This is a genomic window from Flavobacterium riviphilum, from assembly GCF_055231795.1.
The window spans coordinates 1-18,327 of the sequence record NZ_JBUYSY010000011.1; the positions used below are offsets into that span (position 1 = coordinate 1).

An 18,327-nucleotide genomic window follows, 5' to 3' on the forward strand; every position below is an offset into this window, starting at 1 on the left:
CGAATTGGATCAAAAACCAAGCATCGACATTACAAAAGACGGTACCTATGTGGACAGCAACAACGATGGTATTACCAATGTGGGAGACGTTGTAAGCTACAATTTCGTAATCAAAAACACTGGTAATGTAACGTTGACCAACATCACAGTGGCTGATAACAACGCTACGATCACAGGAGGTCCAATTGCATCTTTAGCACCAGGTGCTTCAGATACTACTACCTTCTCTGGTACACATGTGATTACACAAGAAGATGTTAACAAAGGTGTTATCTATAATTTAGCTACGGTTATTGCAAAAGATCCAAAAGGAAATAATGTAACGGATACTTCATCTGATCCTACACCATGTGTAAGATGTCCAAGATCAAATGATTGTCCAGATTGTACCATAACAGAACTTGAGCCTAAACCAGGTATAGATGTCATAAAAACTACTACTACACAATCGTTTAGTCGTGTAGGTGATACTATTAATTATACCATTATAGTCAAAAATACGGGTAATGTTACCTTGTATCAAGTAAATGTAAAAGATCCATTGACAGGGCTAGATACAAGTGTTGAAAAATTAGATCCTAATGGAGTTGTTGAATATACGCAAACCTACACTGTTGTTCAAGAAGATTTAAATAGAGGATTCGTGTTGAATACAGCTATTGCTTTAGGATTAGATCCTAATAAAAAACCAATTGAGGACAAAGATGACGAAACAGTAAATGAAGCAACAAATCTAATAGATGCTAATAATGATTCAGCAGGACCAATTGTTGGGGTAAATCAAATCACTCCTAAAGTATTGAATGTGTTTTCAAATGATACTTTAAATGGTGGAACATTAAATCTTAACGATGTAGTACTTACAACTGTAACAAGTAATCCTTATCTTCAATTAAATGCAGATGGAAGTATAGATGTGTTACCAAATGCTCCTGAGGGAACACTAACATTAGAGTATCAAATTTGCGAAAAATTAAATACATCCAATTGTGATACAGCTACAGTAATAATTACTATTGTGAATCCGGTGATGAATATTACGGCAGAAGCTATTTGTATCAATGATGTACCATATTTAAAATATAGTGCAACAGCAGTAAACTTTACTCCAGTGAATGGGTTAACACTTACTTGGACAGACAGTAAAAATCAAGTGGTGAGTACTATGACAGATTTACCATTAAGTGGTCAAGTTTTATGGCCTGGTGTTACAGTGGATCAAAATGGTAATGGTGTAGACTGGCCTGGTTGGATATTGGTTAATAATAAATGGATGGAAGGTGCAGATGGATTTGAAAACATCAGACCTGAAGCGAAAATAAGTTTTACGTTAAATCCAGAAGTGACTATAACAGTGGCTTATCCTCCAGCAGATCCATTTTGTACTTCTCGCCCAAGATTTAAAATTGATGCAGTAGACGATACTTTAAGTCCTGTAAATGGATTAAATAGTAATCTGAATGTGTTAAATGTTTTCAACAATGATACATTAAATACTGATCCTGTGAATCCTAATGATGTAGAATTAACAGTAGTAACAGCTGATCCTACAGGAGCATTAACTTTAAACCCCGATGGAAGTATAGATGTTAAAGCAGGTACACCTGCAGGAACCTATACCTTAGTATATCAAATATGCGAAAAAGCAGATTCTGGAAATTGCGACACGGCTACTGTCACTGTACCTGTAATTTGTAATAGTACTAAAGTATTTGGTAAAATTACAAACATCGATACAAACACACCATTAGCTAATGTACCAGTGACATTAAACCCAATAAATGGTACTCAAGGGTCAACATTATTTGTAATTACCAAAGCTGATGGTACCTATGCATTCAATGGTATGGTACCAGGTGAATATGTACTTCAAGTGCAAGATGCCAATTTAAATAGTGCCTTAGGTTTGTTCAATGTAAATCCTAGTTTCTTAGTTATTAAAGTTGAAACCTGTAATTATTTAAAAAGAGATTTCGATTATGGAAAAACAAATTTACCAGTTTTGGGTGATTTTGTTTGGTATGACTTGAATAATAATGGAAAACAAGACGAATGGTTCGATGCCAACAATGATGGTGTGGTAACGAAAAACATTCCAGACAGTAATGGTGCAATAGACTTTAGTAAATGGGAATGGATAGACTTTAATGGTGATGGTAGTTATGAAGGGGTTCAAAACACCGGAGAACTTAATGCCGCAGGTTTTGGCAATGGTTCAACAAATGTACCTAACATATTCATAACTGGTCCTAACAATTTTAATCGATCCGTGACCATGGGTATCTTAGGTTTTTGGAGAACAAGACCAGACTTTGGAGCATATGGTGAATACCGAATAGAATTCAAAAAAGAAACTTTATTCCAAGCAGCCTCTGAAAAAATTGCAGCTACTGGTTTGGTGAAAGTATTACCTTCTAAAGCGAATAAAGAAATCAATTCAAAAGTTAGCAAAACTTCAACCTATATTGACTGTGGAAACACTACTAACAGCATTCTTTTTGCAACACTAACAGAACAAGAAAGAGTAAATCTTGACATTGACTTTGGTATAAACTGTAAAACATATGTTGGTTTAGATGCTATCAATGATCAATATAGCTTGATTCAATGCAGTAATACTGGAATTATTGGTAATGTTATTTCGAGTAATGATTTATTGAATGGAGCAGCTGTGAAAACGTCAGAAGTAACTTTTAAAATACTCACAGGAGCAAATCCATATATTGTATTCGATGCTAATGGTAACATCTCTGTTTCAAATGGTATTGCTGTTGGAAAATACACATTTACGTATCAAATATGTAATAATTTGTTCCCAACAGATTGCGACACAGCAACAGTAACTATAGACATCACTCCTATTGCTTCTGTTACTGTTAATAGCCTTGCTTGTAATGCCGATCCAACACTTATTAATCTAAATGCCTTACTCCCTGCTAATATCCCAACAGGGGGCCGATGGATAGACATTAGTGCTACAAATAGACTAAACGGAAGTGAGTTCAACCCATTTGAACTAGCAGTAGGTGATTATCAATTTGAATACAGAATTGACAATGGTGATTGCCCAAGAAGTGTCTTTATAAATATGAATGTGAACTTTGATTGCAAAGTATTAGGATGTGGTTCTATAGTGGTTCACAATGCGTTTTCACCTAATGGAGATGGTTTAAATGATACTTTCATGATTGACAATATTGACGATACAATATGTTATCCTGAAAACAACATAGAAATATACAATCGTTGGGGTGTTTTAGTATTTGAAACCAAAAATTACAACAATACCTCCAATTATTTCGATGGTATTTCTAGAGGAAGAACAACAATTAGTGCTAATTCTGGGTTGCCAACAGGAACGTATTATTACATTTTATCCTACACTTCATATGATTCAAATGGTAATCAGGTGAATAATAGTAAAGACGGATATTTGTATTTATCAAAATAATAGAATTCAATTTATTATATTTAATGTGTTTTAATTCTAAAATACAATTGTTATGAAAACAAAAATAGTCACTCTAGTAGCACTGTTATCTAGTATTGTTAGTTTTAGTCAACAAGATTCGCAATTTACTCAATATATGTACAATACCATCAACATAAACCCTGCGTATGCTGGTAGTAGAGGTGCCATGAGTATTTTGGCTTTACATCGGAATCAATGGGTAGGACTTGACGGTGCTCCAATTACCAATACCGCATCTCTGAATACTCCTTTAGGTAACAGTAAACTTGGACTTGGAGTATCCATTATCAATGATCGGATTGGGCCTACCAATGAAAATACCATTTCGGCGGATGTATCTTATACAGTGCCTACTTCAAATACATTCAAACTTTCTTTTGGAGTTAAGGCAACGGCTAATATATTTAATTTAGATATCAATAAATTAAATCCATCCGATCAAGGCGATCCACAGTTTCAAAACCTTAGAAATGTATTTACCCCCAATATTGGAGCTGGTATTTATTTTCACTCTGATAAAGCCTATATAGGTTTATCGGTTCCAAACTTTATCGAAACCAATCGATACGATGATAATGATATTGCGGTTTTTAAAGAAAAAATTAATTACTACCTCATAGCTGGATATGTATTTGAGTTTACCAAAGACATTAAATTCAAGCCAGCGATATTAACAAAAATGGTAGAAGGTGCCCCGCTTCAGTTTGATGCTTCAGCTAATTTTATGTTCATAGAACGAGTAGTAGTTGGTGTAGCATATCGATGGAGTGCTGCAATGAGTGCAATGGTAGGTTTTCAAGTCACCGATGGGTTATTCATTGGGTATGGCTACGATGCTGAAACCACCAATTTAGAGAATTATAATTCAGGTTCTCATGAAGTTTTCTTGAGATTTGAACTATTTAAGAACAATGCTAAAATTGTTACTCCAAGATTTTTCTAGTTTTGAAAACCAGTGTATCTAAAATAGTAACCACATTAGTTTTTTATCCATTTTTGGTGTTGGCTAATTCTTTGTTTCAAAATGAAGAGGAAAACAATAATAAAAAAGTTGGAGATAGTATCACTATTTATGAGGTAACGGAATACATAAATATGTCTTTTGGAAATACTAAAGAAACATACATAGTTTCTGATAAAAAGCTAATCCCTACCCATGATCTTGGACCGAACAACAAGCGTGTTATAACAGAAAAAAAAAGGATTAAGAATAAAGATCATGTAGATACAGTGATAGAGAATAATGCAGTAGATCAAACCATTAAAAATACAAATTCAATAGAAAAAACGAAACCGATACACCCCTATTATGAAGTAAAGAAGATTTCGATTTACCCTATTGAAACCTATGAAAGAATGGCCAATGAAGGAATTTCTTCAAAAGACATTTTTCAAAACTTAGCCGATTATTATTTTTTTGAGAAAAATTTTGCTAAAGCAAGTAAGTATTACGAAGCTTTGTTTAAAATGACATCTGAACTTGAAACGGAATATTTCTTTAGGTATGCTCAATCTTTGAAACAAATAGGCGATACAGAAAGGTCTATTGAAATACTGAATAAAATTCCCAATCAAAACAACAAATTCTAAGCACATAACAAACATTGAATGATTAAAATAAAATAATAGATCATGAAAAAACAGTTACTACTTGGTCTTGCTATCTCCTCCTTTTTTTGGTGCACCAATTATGCCCAAAAAGCGAAGATAGCTGCAGCTGATAAAAAATACGACAACTATGCTTATGTAGATGCCATACAGACCTATGAAAGGGTTGCTGCAAAAGGGTATCAATCGGCAGATATGTTTCAAAAATTAGGTAATGCTTATTATTTTAATTCAGATTATGATAAAGCAGCACATTGGTATGAGCAATTGTATCAATTATCTCCAGATTTAGAACCTGAATATTACTATAGATATGCTCAATCACTTAAAGCTATTGGTAAAGAAAAAGAAGCCGATGCATTACTAAACAAGTTTGAAGGAAAATCTTCAAAAGACAGTAGAAGCAAACGATTTAAAAACAATGCAAATTATTTATCTCAAATTAGAGCCAACGTTGGTCGTTATACTATAGAAGATGCAGGAATTAATTCGAAGTATTCGGATTATGGAAGTACCGTAGTAGACAATCAAATGATATTTACTTCAGCCAGAGATACTGGTGGAGTGAGTCAGCGAATTCATACTTGGACAGGGGAACATTTTACCAATTTGTATGCTGCAAACATCGATTCAGAAATGAACCCAAACAGTCCAAAACGATTTGACTCGAACATTAACTCTAAATTTCATGAATCTACTCCTGTTTTTTCCAAAGACGGTGCTACAGTTTTTTTTACTAGAAACAATTATTTAGATGGAAAAAAAGGAAAAGATGCCAATAAAACTACGTTGTTGAAAATCTATAAAGCTACTTTAAAAGACAATCGTTGGACCGATATTAAAGAATTACCATTCAACAGTGATAATTTTAGCACAGCACACCCAGCGCTAAGCCCAGATGAACAACTTTTATATTTTGCTTCGGATAGACCTGGAAGTATTGGTCAATCTGACCTCTATAAAGTAGCCATTCATCCTGATGGAACCTTTGGCCAACCTATCAATTTAGGAAAAGATATCAATACGGAAGGACGTGAATCTTTCCCCTTTGTTACAAAAGACAATGAACTGTATTTCTCTTCTGACGGACATCCTGGACTTGGTGGATTTGATATCTTTACAACCAAGATTAATAATGACGGAAGTTTTGGAACAATTGAGAATGATGGTGGCGAAGTAAATTCTCCTAAAGATGATTTTGGATACTACAGAGATAGTCAAACGAATAAAGGTTTTTTTAGCTCCAACCGTGAGGGAGGCATAGGTTCTGATGATATATACAAATTTAATTATAAACCTAGATGCAAACAAGTATTAACAGGTGTAGTTACAGATATTGAAACTGGTATTCCTTTGCCTGAAACAAAAATGACCTTACTCGATAGTCAATACAACACGGTAAGTGAAGGTACCACTGATGCTGGAGGCAATTATCAATTTGTAGTAGAGTGTGATAGAAACTATTATGTAAGAGCCATCAAAACGGATTATAAAGCCAAAGAGGTCAAAATTGCCATTCCCAATACTTCTGGAGAAACTAAGCTAAACATTCAATTAGAAACTAGTATCTGTAAAGTTGCCGTTGGCGATGATCTTGGGAAGTGTTTCGGAATTAAAATGATTTATTTTGATCTAGATAAATCGAATATTCGAAAAGAAGCTGCTATAGATCTAGCTAAAATACACGATGTTTTAATGCGTAATCCTACGATGAAACTTGATATTCGCTCTCATACCGATTGTAGACAAACCGCTAAATACAACATGGCCTTATCCGAAAGAAGAGCCAAATCAACTATAGCATGGCTAATCGCTAAAGGTATTGATAAATCGAGATTGACAGGTCGCGGATACGGTGAATCGCAATTGGTAAACGATTGTGGTTGTGAGCCTACAAACCAATCAAACTGTACCGAAGACCAACATCAAATGAATAGAAGAAGTGAATTTATTATATCGGCACTTTAATTATTAATTCAAAAAGGCCAGTAAGTAATACCCCCAAAGAGCAATTGCTTTTTGGGGGTATTTTTGGTTTCATTTATTCTTTGGTAAAGGGAATAGTTTGTCCATTATCCATAAAAACTAAATCAAATCCATTTTTCAAAACATTAAATTTAAAACGAACACCTGCTTCAATCGACTCAAAAATATCTTTTTCATTAACAACAGGCACCGCAATAAAAGAAGGATAACCTTTTATATCCACTTGCAATTGATTGTTTTGGTCTGAAAGTGTGATGCTTAAATTGGCCTCTTTTGTAGTATACACCCCCAAATAACTGTCAATGATAACATCCTCAAGGGTCAAACTTTGACCGGATTTCCAAACATTATTACTAGGGTTTGCATCCGGAAAAACATGATCGGGATCTAAGGTAACGGTTTCAATTTCTTCGGTTGAAGGGAACTTAAAAGACCAATCTTTGTTACGTTGCCAAATTTCAACTGGTAATTTCATTCGACTGCTTGCACCTGATTTAGTTTTTACTTCTACAACTATTGGCATGGGCATTTTTTCTAAATTTTCTATAGAAATAATACTACCGTTCTTGGGATCATTTTTAATGTACTTTACGGCATGTATGCCTTGATCCATACGCCAATTGTTTTGAAACCAAGACCTCCAAAACCAATTCAAATCTTCTCCTGCAACATTCTCCATGGTTCTAAAAAAATCATCAGGCGTAGGATGTTTGTATGCCCAACGCTCGATATAGGTTTTAAAAGCAGTATCAAAACGCTCAGCCCCTAAAATCTGTTCGCGTAATATAACCAAACCTTCACTTGGTTTGTAGTAACAAAGGGTTCCTATGTTTTTCTCTTTCATATTATCAGGAGAACTCATAATGGGCTCTAGTGTTGGATGAGTTAACATCTCACTTATCTCATGCAAATCAGAAGGTTGGTCTTTGTATTCGCCTTTGTTAAAATCAGCACCACTTAAGGTATTGATAAAAGTATTAAAACCTTCATCCATCCACGCAAAAAGCCTTTCGTTTGAGCCCACTATCATCGGAAACCAAATATGACCAAATTCATGATCGGTTACACCCCATAAATCTTTCCCTTTGGATTCCCAACTACAAAACACAATTCCTGGATACTCCATACCTCCTTCATTACCCGCAACATTGGTGGCTACAGGATAAGGATATTCCAACCATCTCTTGGAATAATTTTCAATAGCACCTTTTACGTACTCTGTGGAATGTCCCCATGCTTCGTTACCTGCAGATTCTATAGGATAGGCTGATAAGGCCAAGGCTTTTTTACCACTTGGCAAATTGATTTTGGCACCATCTAAAACAAAAGCTGTCGATGAAGCCCAAGATAAATCACGTGCATTTTTAATAGAATAGTGCCATGTTTTCGTGCTAATAGTACGACTTTTGGCTGCTTCTTTAACTTCTTCTGCAGAACGGATGGTTACAGTGTTGTCGCTTTGTAATGCTTGTTTGTATCGTTGAAATTGCGAATTTGTATATACTTCTGCAGGATTCATTAATTCTCCTGAACAAACCACAAAATGATTGGCTGGAGCCGTAATTTTAATATCAAAATCACCATATTCTAAATAAAACTCAGAGGCACCTAGATAAGGTTGCGTGTTCCAACCTCTAATATCATCATAAACACACATACGAGGATACCATTGCGCCATGGTAAAAATTTTCCCGTTTTGAGTAGTTAATACCCCCATTCTATCAGAGCCTTCATTAGGGGCAATAAAAGAAAATTCAATGTGTAATTTTATCTTACCTCCTTTGGAAGCAAGTGCTTCAGGAAGAAATACTTGCATACGAGTATCGGTAATAATGTATTTCAAATCGATGGCAGTTTTCTTTTTTCCAAGTGACGCTTTTACAGATTTTATTTTAAAACCCGCATCAAACAATTGTCCCTGACCTCCATTTCTACTACCTGTAAGCGGAACCAAAGCAGTACCTCTTGAATCCTGTCTGAACAAATTTTGTTCTAAATTCAACCATAAAAAAGACAATGGATCTGGGCTATTGTTTGTATAGTTAATGCTTGCTGTTCCTACCACTTCATTCGTTTGTTCCTGCAAAAATGCGGTTAGCTGATAATCCGCTCGATTTTGCCAATAGGCTGGTCCGGGTTGCCCACTTGCTGAACGCGTTAGACTGCCGTTTTTGGTATAAAAATTTGGAGCAAATGCCTCGTGATAATCATAAACTGAAACTGACTCAGTTTCTTTTGCTCCTGATTGCTGCTGTGCATAAAGTAAAGTAAGACTACTAAAGAAAAGTATGCCAACAAAGAAAAATCGTTTGAACATCGTGTATCGTTTTTAGTTGAAATACAAATTAAATGAATTACATAGACATTTTTTTATTTCTATCATATTATTTAAGATATTGCTGCATAAATAAAAATTTCGATGATATCTTCTTAATCAATATCTTTATTCCCTTAAAATATTAAATTTCACTCATGGCAACAATTCATATATCTAATGCATATTTATCAGCTACCATACAACATCAAGGAGCCGAATTGGTTTCGTTGAAAAATAAAGAAGGAAAAGAATACCTCTGGAATGGAAATCCTCAATATTGGGGAAAACACTCCCCTATTTTATTCCCCATAGTTGGTACACTAAAAAACAATCAATATGAATATGAAGGCACAATATTCCAGTTGCCTCGTCATGGTTTTGCTAGAGATCTTTCATTTACTATAATGGAGCAATCCTCTACTAGCGTCACTTTGGCCTTAGAGAGTAATACGAATACGCTAAAACTTTTCCCTTTAAAATTTGAATTGCAATTGAGCTACAGTTTGGTGGAAAACACATTGGTATTGGGTTACAAAGTAATAAATAAGAATAAAACGATACTTCCTTTTTCCATTGGTGGACATCCTGCTTTTGCTTTGTCTCTACCTTTTGAAAAATACCAATTAGAGTTTGATACTGCATCAACTTTAACCTATCATTTATTAGATGAGGGATTGATTTCGAACCAAACAGAACAACTTTCTCTAGATAACGGTAAGTTACGACTTCACTATCAATTGTTTGAAAATGATGCTTTAGTATTCAAAAATATACCTTCAAAAGCTGTAACAATTTTAGAAGAAAACCAACCTATACTCAAAGTAGATTATACTGATTTTCCAGATCTTGGCGTTTGGACTCCAGTAAATGCGCCTTTTATTTGTATAGAACCATGGTTTGGTTATGCAGATACTCCAAATAATTCAGGGAAATTGATGGAGAAAGAAGGTATTCAAAGACTGGCTCCAGAGGCTGTTTTTCAATCTAACTACACTATTACAATACTATAAGTTGATGTTGAAAGTAACTTTTACCCCTTTTCCCGTCTTACAAACCGAACGTTTGCTTTTGAGAAGAATTCAAGAGTCTGATGCCAAGGGTTTATTGGCCTTGCGCTCCAATCCAGTAACCATGAAATACATTCCAAGACCAATAATTACTACACAGGAAGAAGTCCTGTTTTTAATTGCAATGATGGATGAAAAAATCAACAGTAATGATGGCATCAATTGGGCAATAACGTTAAAAGAAAACGATGAGTTTATTGGGTATATTGGGCATTATCGAATTCAACCCGAACATTTCCGATCTGAAATTGGCTATATGATGCTTCCTGATTTTCAAGGAAAAGGCTACGGAACAGAAGCAATAAATAAGGTGGTAGAATATGGCTTTCACCAAATGCAATTACATTCTATTGAAGCTGTAATCGACCCTAATAACGGGGCTTCAGAAAAGGCTTTGCAAAAGTGTGGTTTCGTTAAAGAAGCCCATTTTAAAGAAAATGAATATTTTGATGGTAAGTTTATTGACTCTGTTGTATATTCTAAACTTAATACTATTTAGTGATTAATGATAACAAAAAAGAAGCATACAAAGATTCTCAGTACGTACACAATGGTCGTAATGTACTGTTTGGGGCTTTTTTTTTCTTTTACAATGCTTATATTACAGGAATGGCAACATATTCATTTCCAAAATCAGCTTAACGAAACGGAAAAATTTCAATGGCTTCATTTTACGGCAAAAGAATGGAATGCAAAAGACAATAAAAGAGAGTTTCAAATTAATGGCATATATTATGACGTAAAGTCAATAACTTACAAAAAGAATTGGGTTGTTGCCCAAGTAGTAAAAGACGAACTGGAAAACGAAATTAGACTTTTGTTGACACAATCGTTTCAAAAACAAAAATCCATCCCTGCACACAAGAAAAAAGGGCATTTTTTATCCGTACACGAACCTACTTCAAGCCAATGGAAAATGGACAATAGTCCTAATTTTTTCATTACTAAAAATTCGATAAAGAATAAAAAAAATATCTGCACTTGGCTTTTGAGCCAAAAACTATTGCGTCCACCCTGCTAGTTTAATTTTTTAAAATCGATTTTTTTATTAAATTAAACCAAAGCAACTATGAAGAAAACAATTACTTTGTTAACTTGTCTATGCTCCATTTTGGGGTATTCTCAAACAAAAAAAGACAGTCTTAATACTGTACAATTAAATGAATTAATGGTAAGTACAAGAAGGTTTGTATTGCCCAAAAAAAACACTTCTCAACAAGTAGAAACGCTGACCAAAAAGCAAATCGAGTTTCAAAACTTTCAAACTAGCGCTGATGCTCTAGCGAATTCAGGAACATTAGCCGTACAAAAATCACAACAAGGTGGTGGTAGCCCCATCATCAGAGGTTTTGAATCTAGTCGCATTTTGTTAGTAGTTGATGGTATTCGCATGAACAACCTTATTTATCGTTCGGGGCATTTGCAAAATATCATCACTGTTGATAAAAATATGCTGGAAAACATTGATGTGCTCTTTGGCCCTTCTTCCACTATTTATGGGAGCGATGCAATGGGTGGTGCAATTTTTTTGCAAACCAAAAACGCCCGTTTGCTTGAAGAAAATGGCAATAAAAAGTTTTCTGGAAACGTATTATCTTCCTACAGCACGGTAAACGAAGGCAAATCGGGACATTTTGATTTTAATTATGCTGGCCGTCGTTGGGCGAGCCTAACCTCTTTTTCTTATAATGAATTTGGAGATTTAAGAATGGGGAAAAACAAAAATGGTAACAACCCTTTCTTTGGTGAACGCCTATTCTATGTAGAAACCAAAAACGGAATTGATACACAAGTGGCTAACCCTAACAAATACATTCAAAAATTTTCGGGCTATACCCAATATGATTTTATGCAGAAAGTAGTTTTTAAGCAAAATGAATCTACAAAACACGCATTGAATATTCAATACTCTACTACAACAGACATTCCTAGGTATGATCGTTTGACAGATACAAATGCTTCTGGAAAACTTAGATCGGCCGTTTGGAATTACGGCCCACAAGACCGTTTTTTATCAGCTTATAAATTAGTAAAAAAAGACATTTTTGGTTCTACAACTTTGAATTTGAATGCTAGTTATCAAAAAGTAGAAGAAAGCAGGATTACCAGAAGCTTTGGTAGTGCCAACCAAACTTCTAGAATAGAAAAAGTAAATGTATACGCTTTGACTTCCGATTTTAAAACTAAAATTGGGAACGGCGATTTGGTATATGGTGCTGACTTTTACTATGATGATTTACATTCCAAAGGAATTCGTAAAAACATCTTATCTGGTGGCGAATCCGTTACAGATTCCCGATATCCTGATGGAAAAAACAATACACTTAGAGCCGAAGCATTTGCTTATTTTAATAATGATATTACGGAATTGACAACCTTCAATACAAGTTTTAGAGGCGGCTTTACTCAATTGAATAGCGAAGCAGATACAAATTTTTTCAAACTTCCTTACACCACGGTAAAGCAAGAAAATTTCACCTATAGTGGTGCCGTTGGAATTGCCCATAACCCCAGTAAAAATGCGAAATTAGTATTCAATTTAGCCTCTGCTTTTCGGGTTCCTAATATCGATGATTTGGCTAAAATTTTCGAATCGGTTCCCGGAAGAGTGATTGTTCCTAACCAAAACATAAAACCGGAACAATCCATAACCGCTGATATGGGCATCACCTTTTGGGAAGGCAAACGCTTTCAACTAGAAAGCACCTTCTTTTATACTCGTTTGTATGATGCCATTGTCACATCTCCTTTTACACTCAATGGTCAAAATAGCATGATTTATGAAGGACAAGTAAGTCAAATTTACGCGAATCAAAATCAAGGGAAAGGCGAGATTGTGGGACTGTCGACTTCTTTCAAATGGTATCTTCTTCCAAAATTGCTATGCTATGGTAACTTCAATTATACCAATGGTAGAGTTCAGAATAATTCAGGTAGATTTCCATTAGATCATATTGCGCCCACTTATGGAAAAGCAGGATTAAGTTATGAAGCGGATAAATGGATGGCAGATGCTTATATTTTATACAATGGAAAAAAGAGATTAAAAGAGTATTCACCAAGTGGCGAAGATAATTTACAATATGCACCAGCCAACGGAATGCCTGCATGGCAAACCTATAATCTGAAAGGAGCCTACAAACTCATAAATAATCTTACCCTCTTTTCTGGCATTGAAAATCTGTTGGATACCCAATACAGAACTTTTGCTTCAGGTATAAATGCTGCGGGACGGAATTTTTATCTGGGTGGCAAATATATTTTTTAAATAAATAGCAAGCTTGTAGTTATCTGTTTTTCTATGCGGTAAAAAACTACAAGCTTGTTTCTTTAAAGGGTATTATTTTCAGAATTTTCTCAAAATTAAATTTATCTTTGCATCAAAATTTTACAATGAAGAATACAATTACACTCCTTTTGCTATTTATCTCAACTACTAGTTTTAGTCAAACCTATGTAAAACTGAATGGAGTAACGGCACTGGTTGGGGTGCCAAATATTGGAATAGAAACAAGTATCGGTAACAAAACAACCTTTAGTGTTGATGTTATGGCCTCCTTTTGGAAATCTTTTGCAAGCCATCATCCAATGCAATTTTGCACCATTACACCAGAAGTTCGCTACCATTTTAAAGAAAAATACAAGGGTTGGTATTTTGGTGCACATGTTGGACCAGATATTTACAGGCTTCAAAAATGGAATTATTGGAATACAAACTTATATGAAGATGGATTTGGGTACCGCATAGGAGCAACTGTGGGGTATAACTTTAAAATTACCGATAAAATAAATCTAGAAGCGTTTTTGGGTGGAGGTTGGCATCAAGGATTTTATAAAGGTTACTACAATGATGGTACACCAGGGCGCTATGAGAAAGCCAAAAATTGGAACAAAAGTGGAGAATGGCTACCGTATCGCGGAGGTCTGATGATAAGTTATAAATTGAACTAAAATTTAGGTAAGGAACGCAAGTATAATTCTTCAACCTTTTTTCTAGCCCAATCAGTTTTTCTCAAAAAGGTCAAACTTGATTTTATACTTGGATTTGACGTAAAACACTTAATCGGTATTAATTCACCCAAAGTATCAAATCCGTAATAAGCTACCAGTTGCTCTAATATCATTTGCAAGGTCACCCCATGCAGTGGGTCTTTTGATTGTTTCTTTTCCATATTACAAATGTATGGCTATTTTATAAAAAGAATTGTGCTTTCGGTATTTTGTCCCTAAATTTGCTGGCCTATGCAAAAAACAGTTAACATACTTAATAAAAGAGCGCGTTTTGATTATGAAATAATCGAAACCTATACTGCTGGAATTGTACTAGTGGGTACCGAGATCAAATCAATACGTCTTGGAAAAGCCAACATCACAGAAAGTTTTTGCGAGTTCAACCCCAAAAATGAGTTGTTTGCGATTAATACTTATATAGAAGAATATGCTTTTGGAAATCAATTCAATCATAAAGCTAGAAGTGAACGCAAATTGTTATTGAACAAACGCGAACTAAAAAGCTTAGCTAGAAGCGTACAAGCCAAAGGGTTGACCATCGTTCCGTTGAAGTTGTTCACAAACGAGAAAGGCTTAGCTAAATTACAAATCGGATTGTGTAGAGGGAAGAAAAACTACGATAAAAGAGAATCTCTAAAAGAACAAGACACCAAACGTGATTTGGATCGTTTAAAAAAATCCTTTTAAATTTTAAGGAATTTATACGAATAATCGTTAAATTTACAGTGTATATCACTAAAAATCAACGATTATGAGAGTTATTTTTGTTTTTTTTGCTAGCCTAGTATTGTTTAGTTGTGGAAGCAATACGGCTATTGTCAACAGCTGGAGCGACCCAGAAACTACCCTTACTCAAGAACAATTTAAAAAAGTACTAGTGGTAGCGCTAGTCAAAGATGAAGCAACTCGAAGAACAGTCGAAAATCGAATAGCCTCTAAAAACCCTGTTTTTAAAACTTCTTTCCAATACCTGAATGAAAACACGGCTAATCTAACACAAGATCAAAAACTTGAACTTTTAAAAAGTGAGGATTTTGATGGGGTGTTAACCATGCGATTAGTAAGTACTGACAAAGAAACTAACTATGTACCCGGAACCAATACCTCCATGTATTATGGTGGATTTGGTGGGATTTACACTGGAAGATATGGCTATGGTTTTGGAAATTGGTACGGCATGTATGCTCCAAATTTTTATACGCCAGGTTATTATCAAGAAACTACCTATTATAGAGTCGAAACTAATATATTTTCCTTAGTTAAAAATAAATTGCTTTGGACTGGTACTACTCGATCTTCACATTTTAGTGATGTGGGTACTGCGGTAGATGAAATTCTTAACGCTTTATACAAACAAATGGTGAAAGATGGCAATGTGCCTAAAGCTTAGTTATTTGAAAAATTTCATAAAAAAAAGACCATTTCCCTCAGAAAATGGTCTTTTTTTTATGGATAATTTTGGATAGAATTTAGTTTTTATCTTCCAACAATGGTACAAATCGAAATTCTCCAAACTCATGTTTTTCAAATTGAGTGGCGTTTTTCCGAATCAAAAGGGTCATGATTTGGGTCGTTTCTCCTAATGGAATGACTAATCGGCCACCTATCTTTAATTGAGCCATTAAGGCTTTAGGAATGATGGGTGCTCCTGCTGTAACAATTATACTATCAAATGGGGCATGCAAGGGCAATCCTTTGTAGCCATCGCCAAAAGATAAATGTTTCGGCCGAATCCCAAGTTTTTTGAACAAGACATTCGTTTTTTTAAACAATTCATTCTGACGCTCAACAGTATATACTTTTGCTCCTAACGCGCACAATACTGCGGTTTGATAACCAGAACCTGTACCAATTTCTAAAATTTTATCATCTTTTTTAACTTGCAACAATTCCGATTGAAACGCTACGGTATAGGGCTGTGAAATGGTTTGCCCTGCATCTATAGGAAAAGCTTTGTCCTGATAGGCAAAATTTTCAAAACTAGAATTTAAAAATAAGTGCCTTGGAATTTTACTTATGGCATCTAATACATTCTTATCTTGTATGCCTTTTTCTTTTAAAAGGGTTACCAACTGATTACGAAGGCCTTGATGTTTGGAAGTATCTTTCAATGTTTGGAATTATTTTTTGGGCAAAATTAAACTAAAATTTCAATTTCCAAATCAAAAGAAATAGCAATATCAAAAGCATTTCCTTTTATAAGATATTGGGTTTTCACTGTACAAAAAATTGGTAATTATCGACAATTTGTTATTTTTGTAGAAAGAACATTGTTATGCTAAAAATTGGAGTTTTAGGTGCTGGTCACTTAGGAAAAATACATTTAAGATTATTGCAACAATCCGACAAATACGAATTAGTTGGTTTTTATGACGAAAATCTTGAAAATGGACAGAAAATAGAAAAAGAATTTGGGTATAAACAATTCAAAACTATTGCTACTCTAATTCATGCAGTTGATGTGGTAGATATCGTTACTCCTACGTTATCGCATTTTAAATGTGCCAAAGTCGCCATTAAATCTGGAAAACACGTTTTTATTGAAAAACCCATTGCTAATACCGTTGAAGAAGCATTAGAGATCATCGCTCTTGCAAAAGAATACAATGTCAAAGGTCAAGTAGGACATGTTGAGCGATTCAATCCCGCTTTCATTGCTACTAAAAACATGATTGAAAATCCAATGTTTATTGAAGCACACCGTTTGGCCGAATTCAACCCTAGAGGAACAGATGTGCCCGTAGTATTGGATTTGATGATACACGATATTGATGCCATACTGAGTGTCGTTCAATCTAAAGTAAAACAAGTCAGCGCTAGTGGTGTATCTGTTATTAGTGAAACTCCAGATATTGCAAATGCTAGAATCGAATTCGAAAATGGGTGTGTGGCCAATTTAACTGCGAGTCGAATTTCCATGAAAAATATGCGTAAATCGCGTTTCTTTCAAAAAGATGCCTATATCTCTGTCGATTTTCTTGAAAAAAGATGCGAAGTAGTAAAAATGAAAGAAGCTCCAGAAGTTCCGGGTGACTTCGACATGATTCTTCAAAACGCCGAAGGCATAAAAAAACAAATCTACTTTGCTAATCCAGAAGTAGAACAAAACAACGCCATTTTGGATGAATTGAATACCTTTGCTGATGCCATCAATAATGACACCACTCCAATTGTTACTTTAGAACAAGCTACGGAAGCACTTCGTGTGGCCTATCAAATCATTGATTGTTTTAAGAAGTAGTACGTTTTTAATGAAAAATAAATTAGAAATTAAATTCAGAAACCAAAAACAATCCTTTGAAATTCTTGAGGATGAAGTTCTTGTTGATTTAAATACTTCCAAGCATAAATTAAAATATAATGTTCCTTTAGAAGAAATAAAGACAACACATTATGTCAACAAATCAAAGGAAGATCGTTTCTTTTTAGTTAGTATGATTTCATTTCTATTAAATGCTTTATTTTTAAGTTATGTAATCATTGAATATTTTAAGCTTGGTAATGTTTTGCTGCAGACTGTATTACTAACAATTTCTCTTATATTTTTAGCAGTTCTTAAGCTCTTTTTCGATGGACATGATGAAAAGCATTTAGATGCATCTAAACTGTTCTATTTTATCTATACCAAAGATAATGCTACAGAAGTCGATCAATTTATCAAATTAATTTACAGCAAACAAAAAGACTATTTTCGAAGAAAGTATTTTGTTATAGATGCGGTACTTCCCTATAATATACAATATGAAAGATATCTATGGTTATATACCAATACATTTATCAACGACAACGAATATGAAGTCATTAAAGAAGACTTAGACAAATATTTCAATTTCAATCCAACTATTTAACGATTTTTAGAGCATTTG

The 18,327-nt window shown here is 34.5% G+C and carries 16 protein-coding genes; 13 read left to right on the forward strand and 3 right to left on the reverse strand.

The genetic code is table 11. The annotated features are described in order from the left end of the window. The 4 genes from ACZIX2_RS10345 to ACZIX2_RS10360 all read left to right on the forward strand — a co-directional run. Window positions 1-3,451: DUF7507 domain-containing protein (locus ACZIX2_RS10345; protein WP_463340011.1), on the forward strand; the 3,451-nt coding region annotated here is incomplete at its 5' end. Window positions 3,452-3,503: 52 nt separating this feature from the next. Beyond that, window positions 3,504-4,415 carry a PorP/SprF family type IX secretion system membrane protein gene (locus tag ACZIX2_RS10350; protein WP_463340012.1) on the forward strand — a complete coding sequence of 304 codons (912 nt, stop codon included), beginning with the start codon at window positions 3,504-3,506 and terminating at the stop codon, window positions 4,413-4,415. A 2-nt stretch (window positions 4,416-4,417) separates the two neighbouring features. Further along, entirely contained in the window at window positions 4,418-5,062 is a 645-nt protein-coding gene (locus tag ACZIX2_RS10355) for a tetratricopeptide repeat protein (protein WP_463340013.1), read from the forward strand. Between the two features lie 42 nt (window positions 5,063-5,104). After that, window positions 5,105-7,048, forward strand: a complete 1,944-nt coding sequence (locus ACZIX2_RS10360) for an OmpA family protein (protein ID WP_463340014.1) — start codon at window positions 5,105-5,107, stop codon at window positions 7,046-7,048. A gap of 73 nt (window positions 7,049-7,121) precedes the next feature. Here the strand turns inward: ACZIX2_RS10360 and ACZIX2_RS10365 are convergent, their stop codons facing one another. Further along, a complete protein-coding gene (locus ACZIX2_RS10365) occupies window positions 7,122-9,383 on the reverse strand; it encodes a M1 family metallopeptidase (RefSeq protein ID WP_463340015.1) in 2,262 nt (753 codons plus the stop codon). A gap of 155 nt (window positions 9,384-9,538) precedes the next feature. On the opposite strand from ACZIX2_RS10365, the gene ACZIX2_RS10370 reads away from it, so the two are divergent. From ACZIX2_RS10370 to ACZIX2_RS10390, 5 genes are all read left to right on the forward strand, one after another. Further along, window positions 9,539-10,393, forward strand: a complete 855-nt coding sequence (locus ACZIX2_RS10370) for an aldose 1-epimerase family protein (protein WP_463340016.1) — start codon at window positions 9,539-9,541, stop codon at window positions 10,391-10,393. Window positions 10,394-10,397: 4 nt separating this feature from the next. Then, the gene (locus tag ACZIX2_RS10375; protein ID WP_463340017.1) at window positions 10,398-10,949 is read left to right on the forward strand and encodes a GNAT family N-acetyltransferase; all 552 of its coding nucleotides are present in this window, start codon (window positions 10,398-10,400) and stop codon (window positions 10,947-10,949) included. A gap of 93 nt (window positions 10,950-11,042) precedes the next feature. Beyond that, window positions 11,043-11,471, forward strand: a complete 429-nt coding sequence (locus ACZIX2_RS10380) for a hypothetical protein (RefSeq protein ID WP_463340018.1) — start codon at window positions 11,043-11,045, stop codon at window positions 11,469-11,471. A 48-nt stretch (window positions 11,472-11,519) separates the two neighbouring features. After that, the gene (locus tag ACZIX2_RS10385; RefSeq protein ID WP_463340019.1) at window positions 11,520-13,718 is read left to right on the forward strand and encodes a TonB-dependent receptor plug domain-containing protein; all 2,199 of its coding nucleotides are present in this window, start codon (window positions 11,520-11,522) and stop codon (window positions 13,716-13,718) included. Between the two features lie 125 nt (window positions 13,719-13,843). Continuing rightward, complete coding sequence (locus tag ACZIX2_RS10390) at window positions 13,844-14,401, forward strand: DUF3575 domain-containing protein (protein WP_463340020.1); 558 nt, start codon at window positions 13,844-13,846, stop codon at window positions 14,399-14,401. Here ACZIX2_RS10390 and ACZIX2_RS10395 read toward each other — a convergent pair. Beyond that, window positions 14,398-14,622, reverse strand: coding sequence for a VF530 family protein (locus ACZIX2_RS10395; protein WP_463340021.1), 225 nt, complete (start codon window positions 14,620-14,622; stop codon window positions 14,398-14,400). The genes ACZIX2_RS10390 and ACZIX2_RS10395 overlap by 4 nt on opposite strands. A 70-nt stretch (window positions 14,623-14,692) precedes the next feature. Here ACZIX2_RS10395 and smpB point away from each other — a divergent pair, with 70 nt between their 5' ends. Both smpB and ACZIX2_RS10405 read left to right on the forward strand, forming a co-directional pair. Next, a complete protein-coding gene (gene smpB / locus ACZIX2_RS10400; RefSeq protein ID WP_463340022.1) occupies window positions 14,693-15,148 on the forward strand; it encodes an SsrA-binding protein SmpB in 456 nt (151 codons plus the stop codon). 64 nt (window positions 15,149-15,212) lie between these two features. Then, a complete protein-coding gene (locus ACZIX2_RS10405) occupies window positions 15,213-15,851 on the forward strand; it encodes a hypothetical protein (protein ID WP_463340023.1) in 639 nt (212 codons plus the stop codon). Window positions 15,852-15,930: 79 nt separating this feature from the next. Here ACZIX2_RS10405 and ACZIX2_RS10410 read toward each other — a convergent pair whose 3' ends face one another. Continuing rightward, window positions 15,931-16,572, reverse strand: coding sequence for a protein-L-isoaspartate(D-aspartate) O-methyltransferase (locus tag ACZIX2_RS10410; protein ID WP_463340024.1), 642 nt, complete (start codon window positions 16,570-16,572; stop codon window positions 15,931-15,933). Between the two features lie 164 nt (window positions 16,573-16,736). Between ACZIX2_RS10410 and ACZIX2_RS10415 the strand changes: the two genes are divergently transcribed. Next, window positions 16,737-17,702 (forward strand): Gfo/Idh/MocA family protein, encoded by a 966-nt coding sequence (locus tag ACZIX2_RS10415; protein ID WP_463340025.1) that lies wholly within the window; start codon window positions 16,737-16,739, stop codon window positions 17,700-17,702. Window positions 17,703-17,712: 10 nt separating this feature from the next. After that, entirely contained in the window at window positions 17,713-18,309 is a 597-nt protein-coding gene (locus ACZIX2_RS10420) for a hypothetical protein (RefSeq protein WP_463340026.1), read from the forward strand. Window positions 18,310-18,327 lie beyond the last annotated feature (18 nt).

What these genes read in the sequence shown, in the direction of transcription:
- ACZIX2_RS10350 (WP_463340012.1), top strand. Translation starts at nt 3,504, where the DNA reads ATGAAAACAAAAATAGTCACTCTAGTAGCACTGTTATCTAGTATTGTT.
- ACZIX2_RS10360 (WP_463340014.1), top strand. Translation starts at nt 5,105, where the DNA reads ATGAAAAAACAGTTACTACTTGGTCTTGCTATCTCCTCCTTTTTTTGG.
- ACZIX2_RS10365 (WP_463340015.1), bottom strand. Translation starts at nt 9,383, where the DNA reads ATGTTCAAACGATTTTTCTTTGTTGGCATACTTTTCTTTAGTAGTCTT.
- ACZIX2_RS10370 (WP_463340016.1), top strand. Translation starts at nt 9,539, where the DNA reads ATGGCAACAATTCATATATCTAATGCATATTTATCAGCTACCATACAA.
- ACZIX2_RS10375 (WP_463340017.1), top strand. Translation starts at nt 10,398, where the DNA reads ATGTTGAAAGTAACTTTTACCCCTTTTCCCGTCTTACAAACCGAACGT.
- ACZIX2_RS10380 (WP_463340018.1), top strand. Translation starts at nt 11,043, where the DNA reads ATGCTTATATTACAGGAATGGCAACATATTCATTTCCAAAATCAGCTT.
- ACZIX2_RS10385 (WP_463340019.1), top strand. Translation starts at nt 11,520, where the DNA reads ATGAAGAAAACAATTACTTTGTTAACTTGTCTATGCTCCATTTTGGGG.
- ACZIX2_RS10390 (WP_463340020.1), top strand. Translation starts at nt 13,844, where the DNA reads ATGAAGAATACAATTACACTCCTTTTGCTATTTATCTCAACTACTAGT.
- ACZIX2_RS10395 (WP_463340021.1), bottom strand. Translation starts at nt 14,622, where the DNA reads ATGGAAAAGAAACAATCAAAAGACCCACTGCATGGGGTGACCTTGCAA.
- smpB (WP_463340022.1), top strand. Translation starts at nt 14,693, where the DNA reads ATGCAAAAAACAGTTAACATACTTAATAAAAGAGCGCGTTTTGATTAT.
- ACZIX2_RS10405 (WP_463340023.1), top strand. Translation starts at nt 15,213, where the DNA reads ATGAGAGTTATTTTTGTTTTTTTTGCTAGCCTAGTATTGTTTAGTTGT.
- ACZIX2_RS10415 (WP_463340025.1), top strand. Translation starts at nt 16,737, where the DNA reads ATGCTAAAAATTGGAGTTTTAGGTGCTGGTCACTTAGGAAAAATACAT.
- ACZIX2_RS10420 (WP_463340026.1), top strand. Translation starts at nt 17,713, where the DNA reads ATGAAAAATAAATTAGAAATTAAATTCAGAAACCAAAAACAATCCTTT.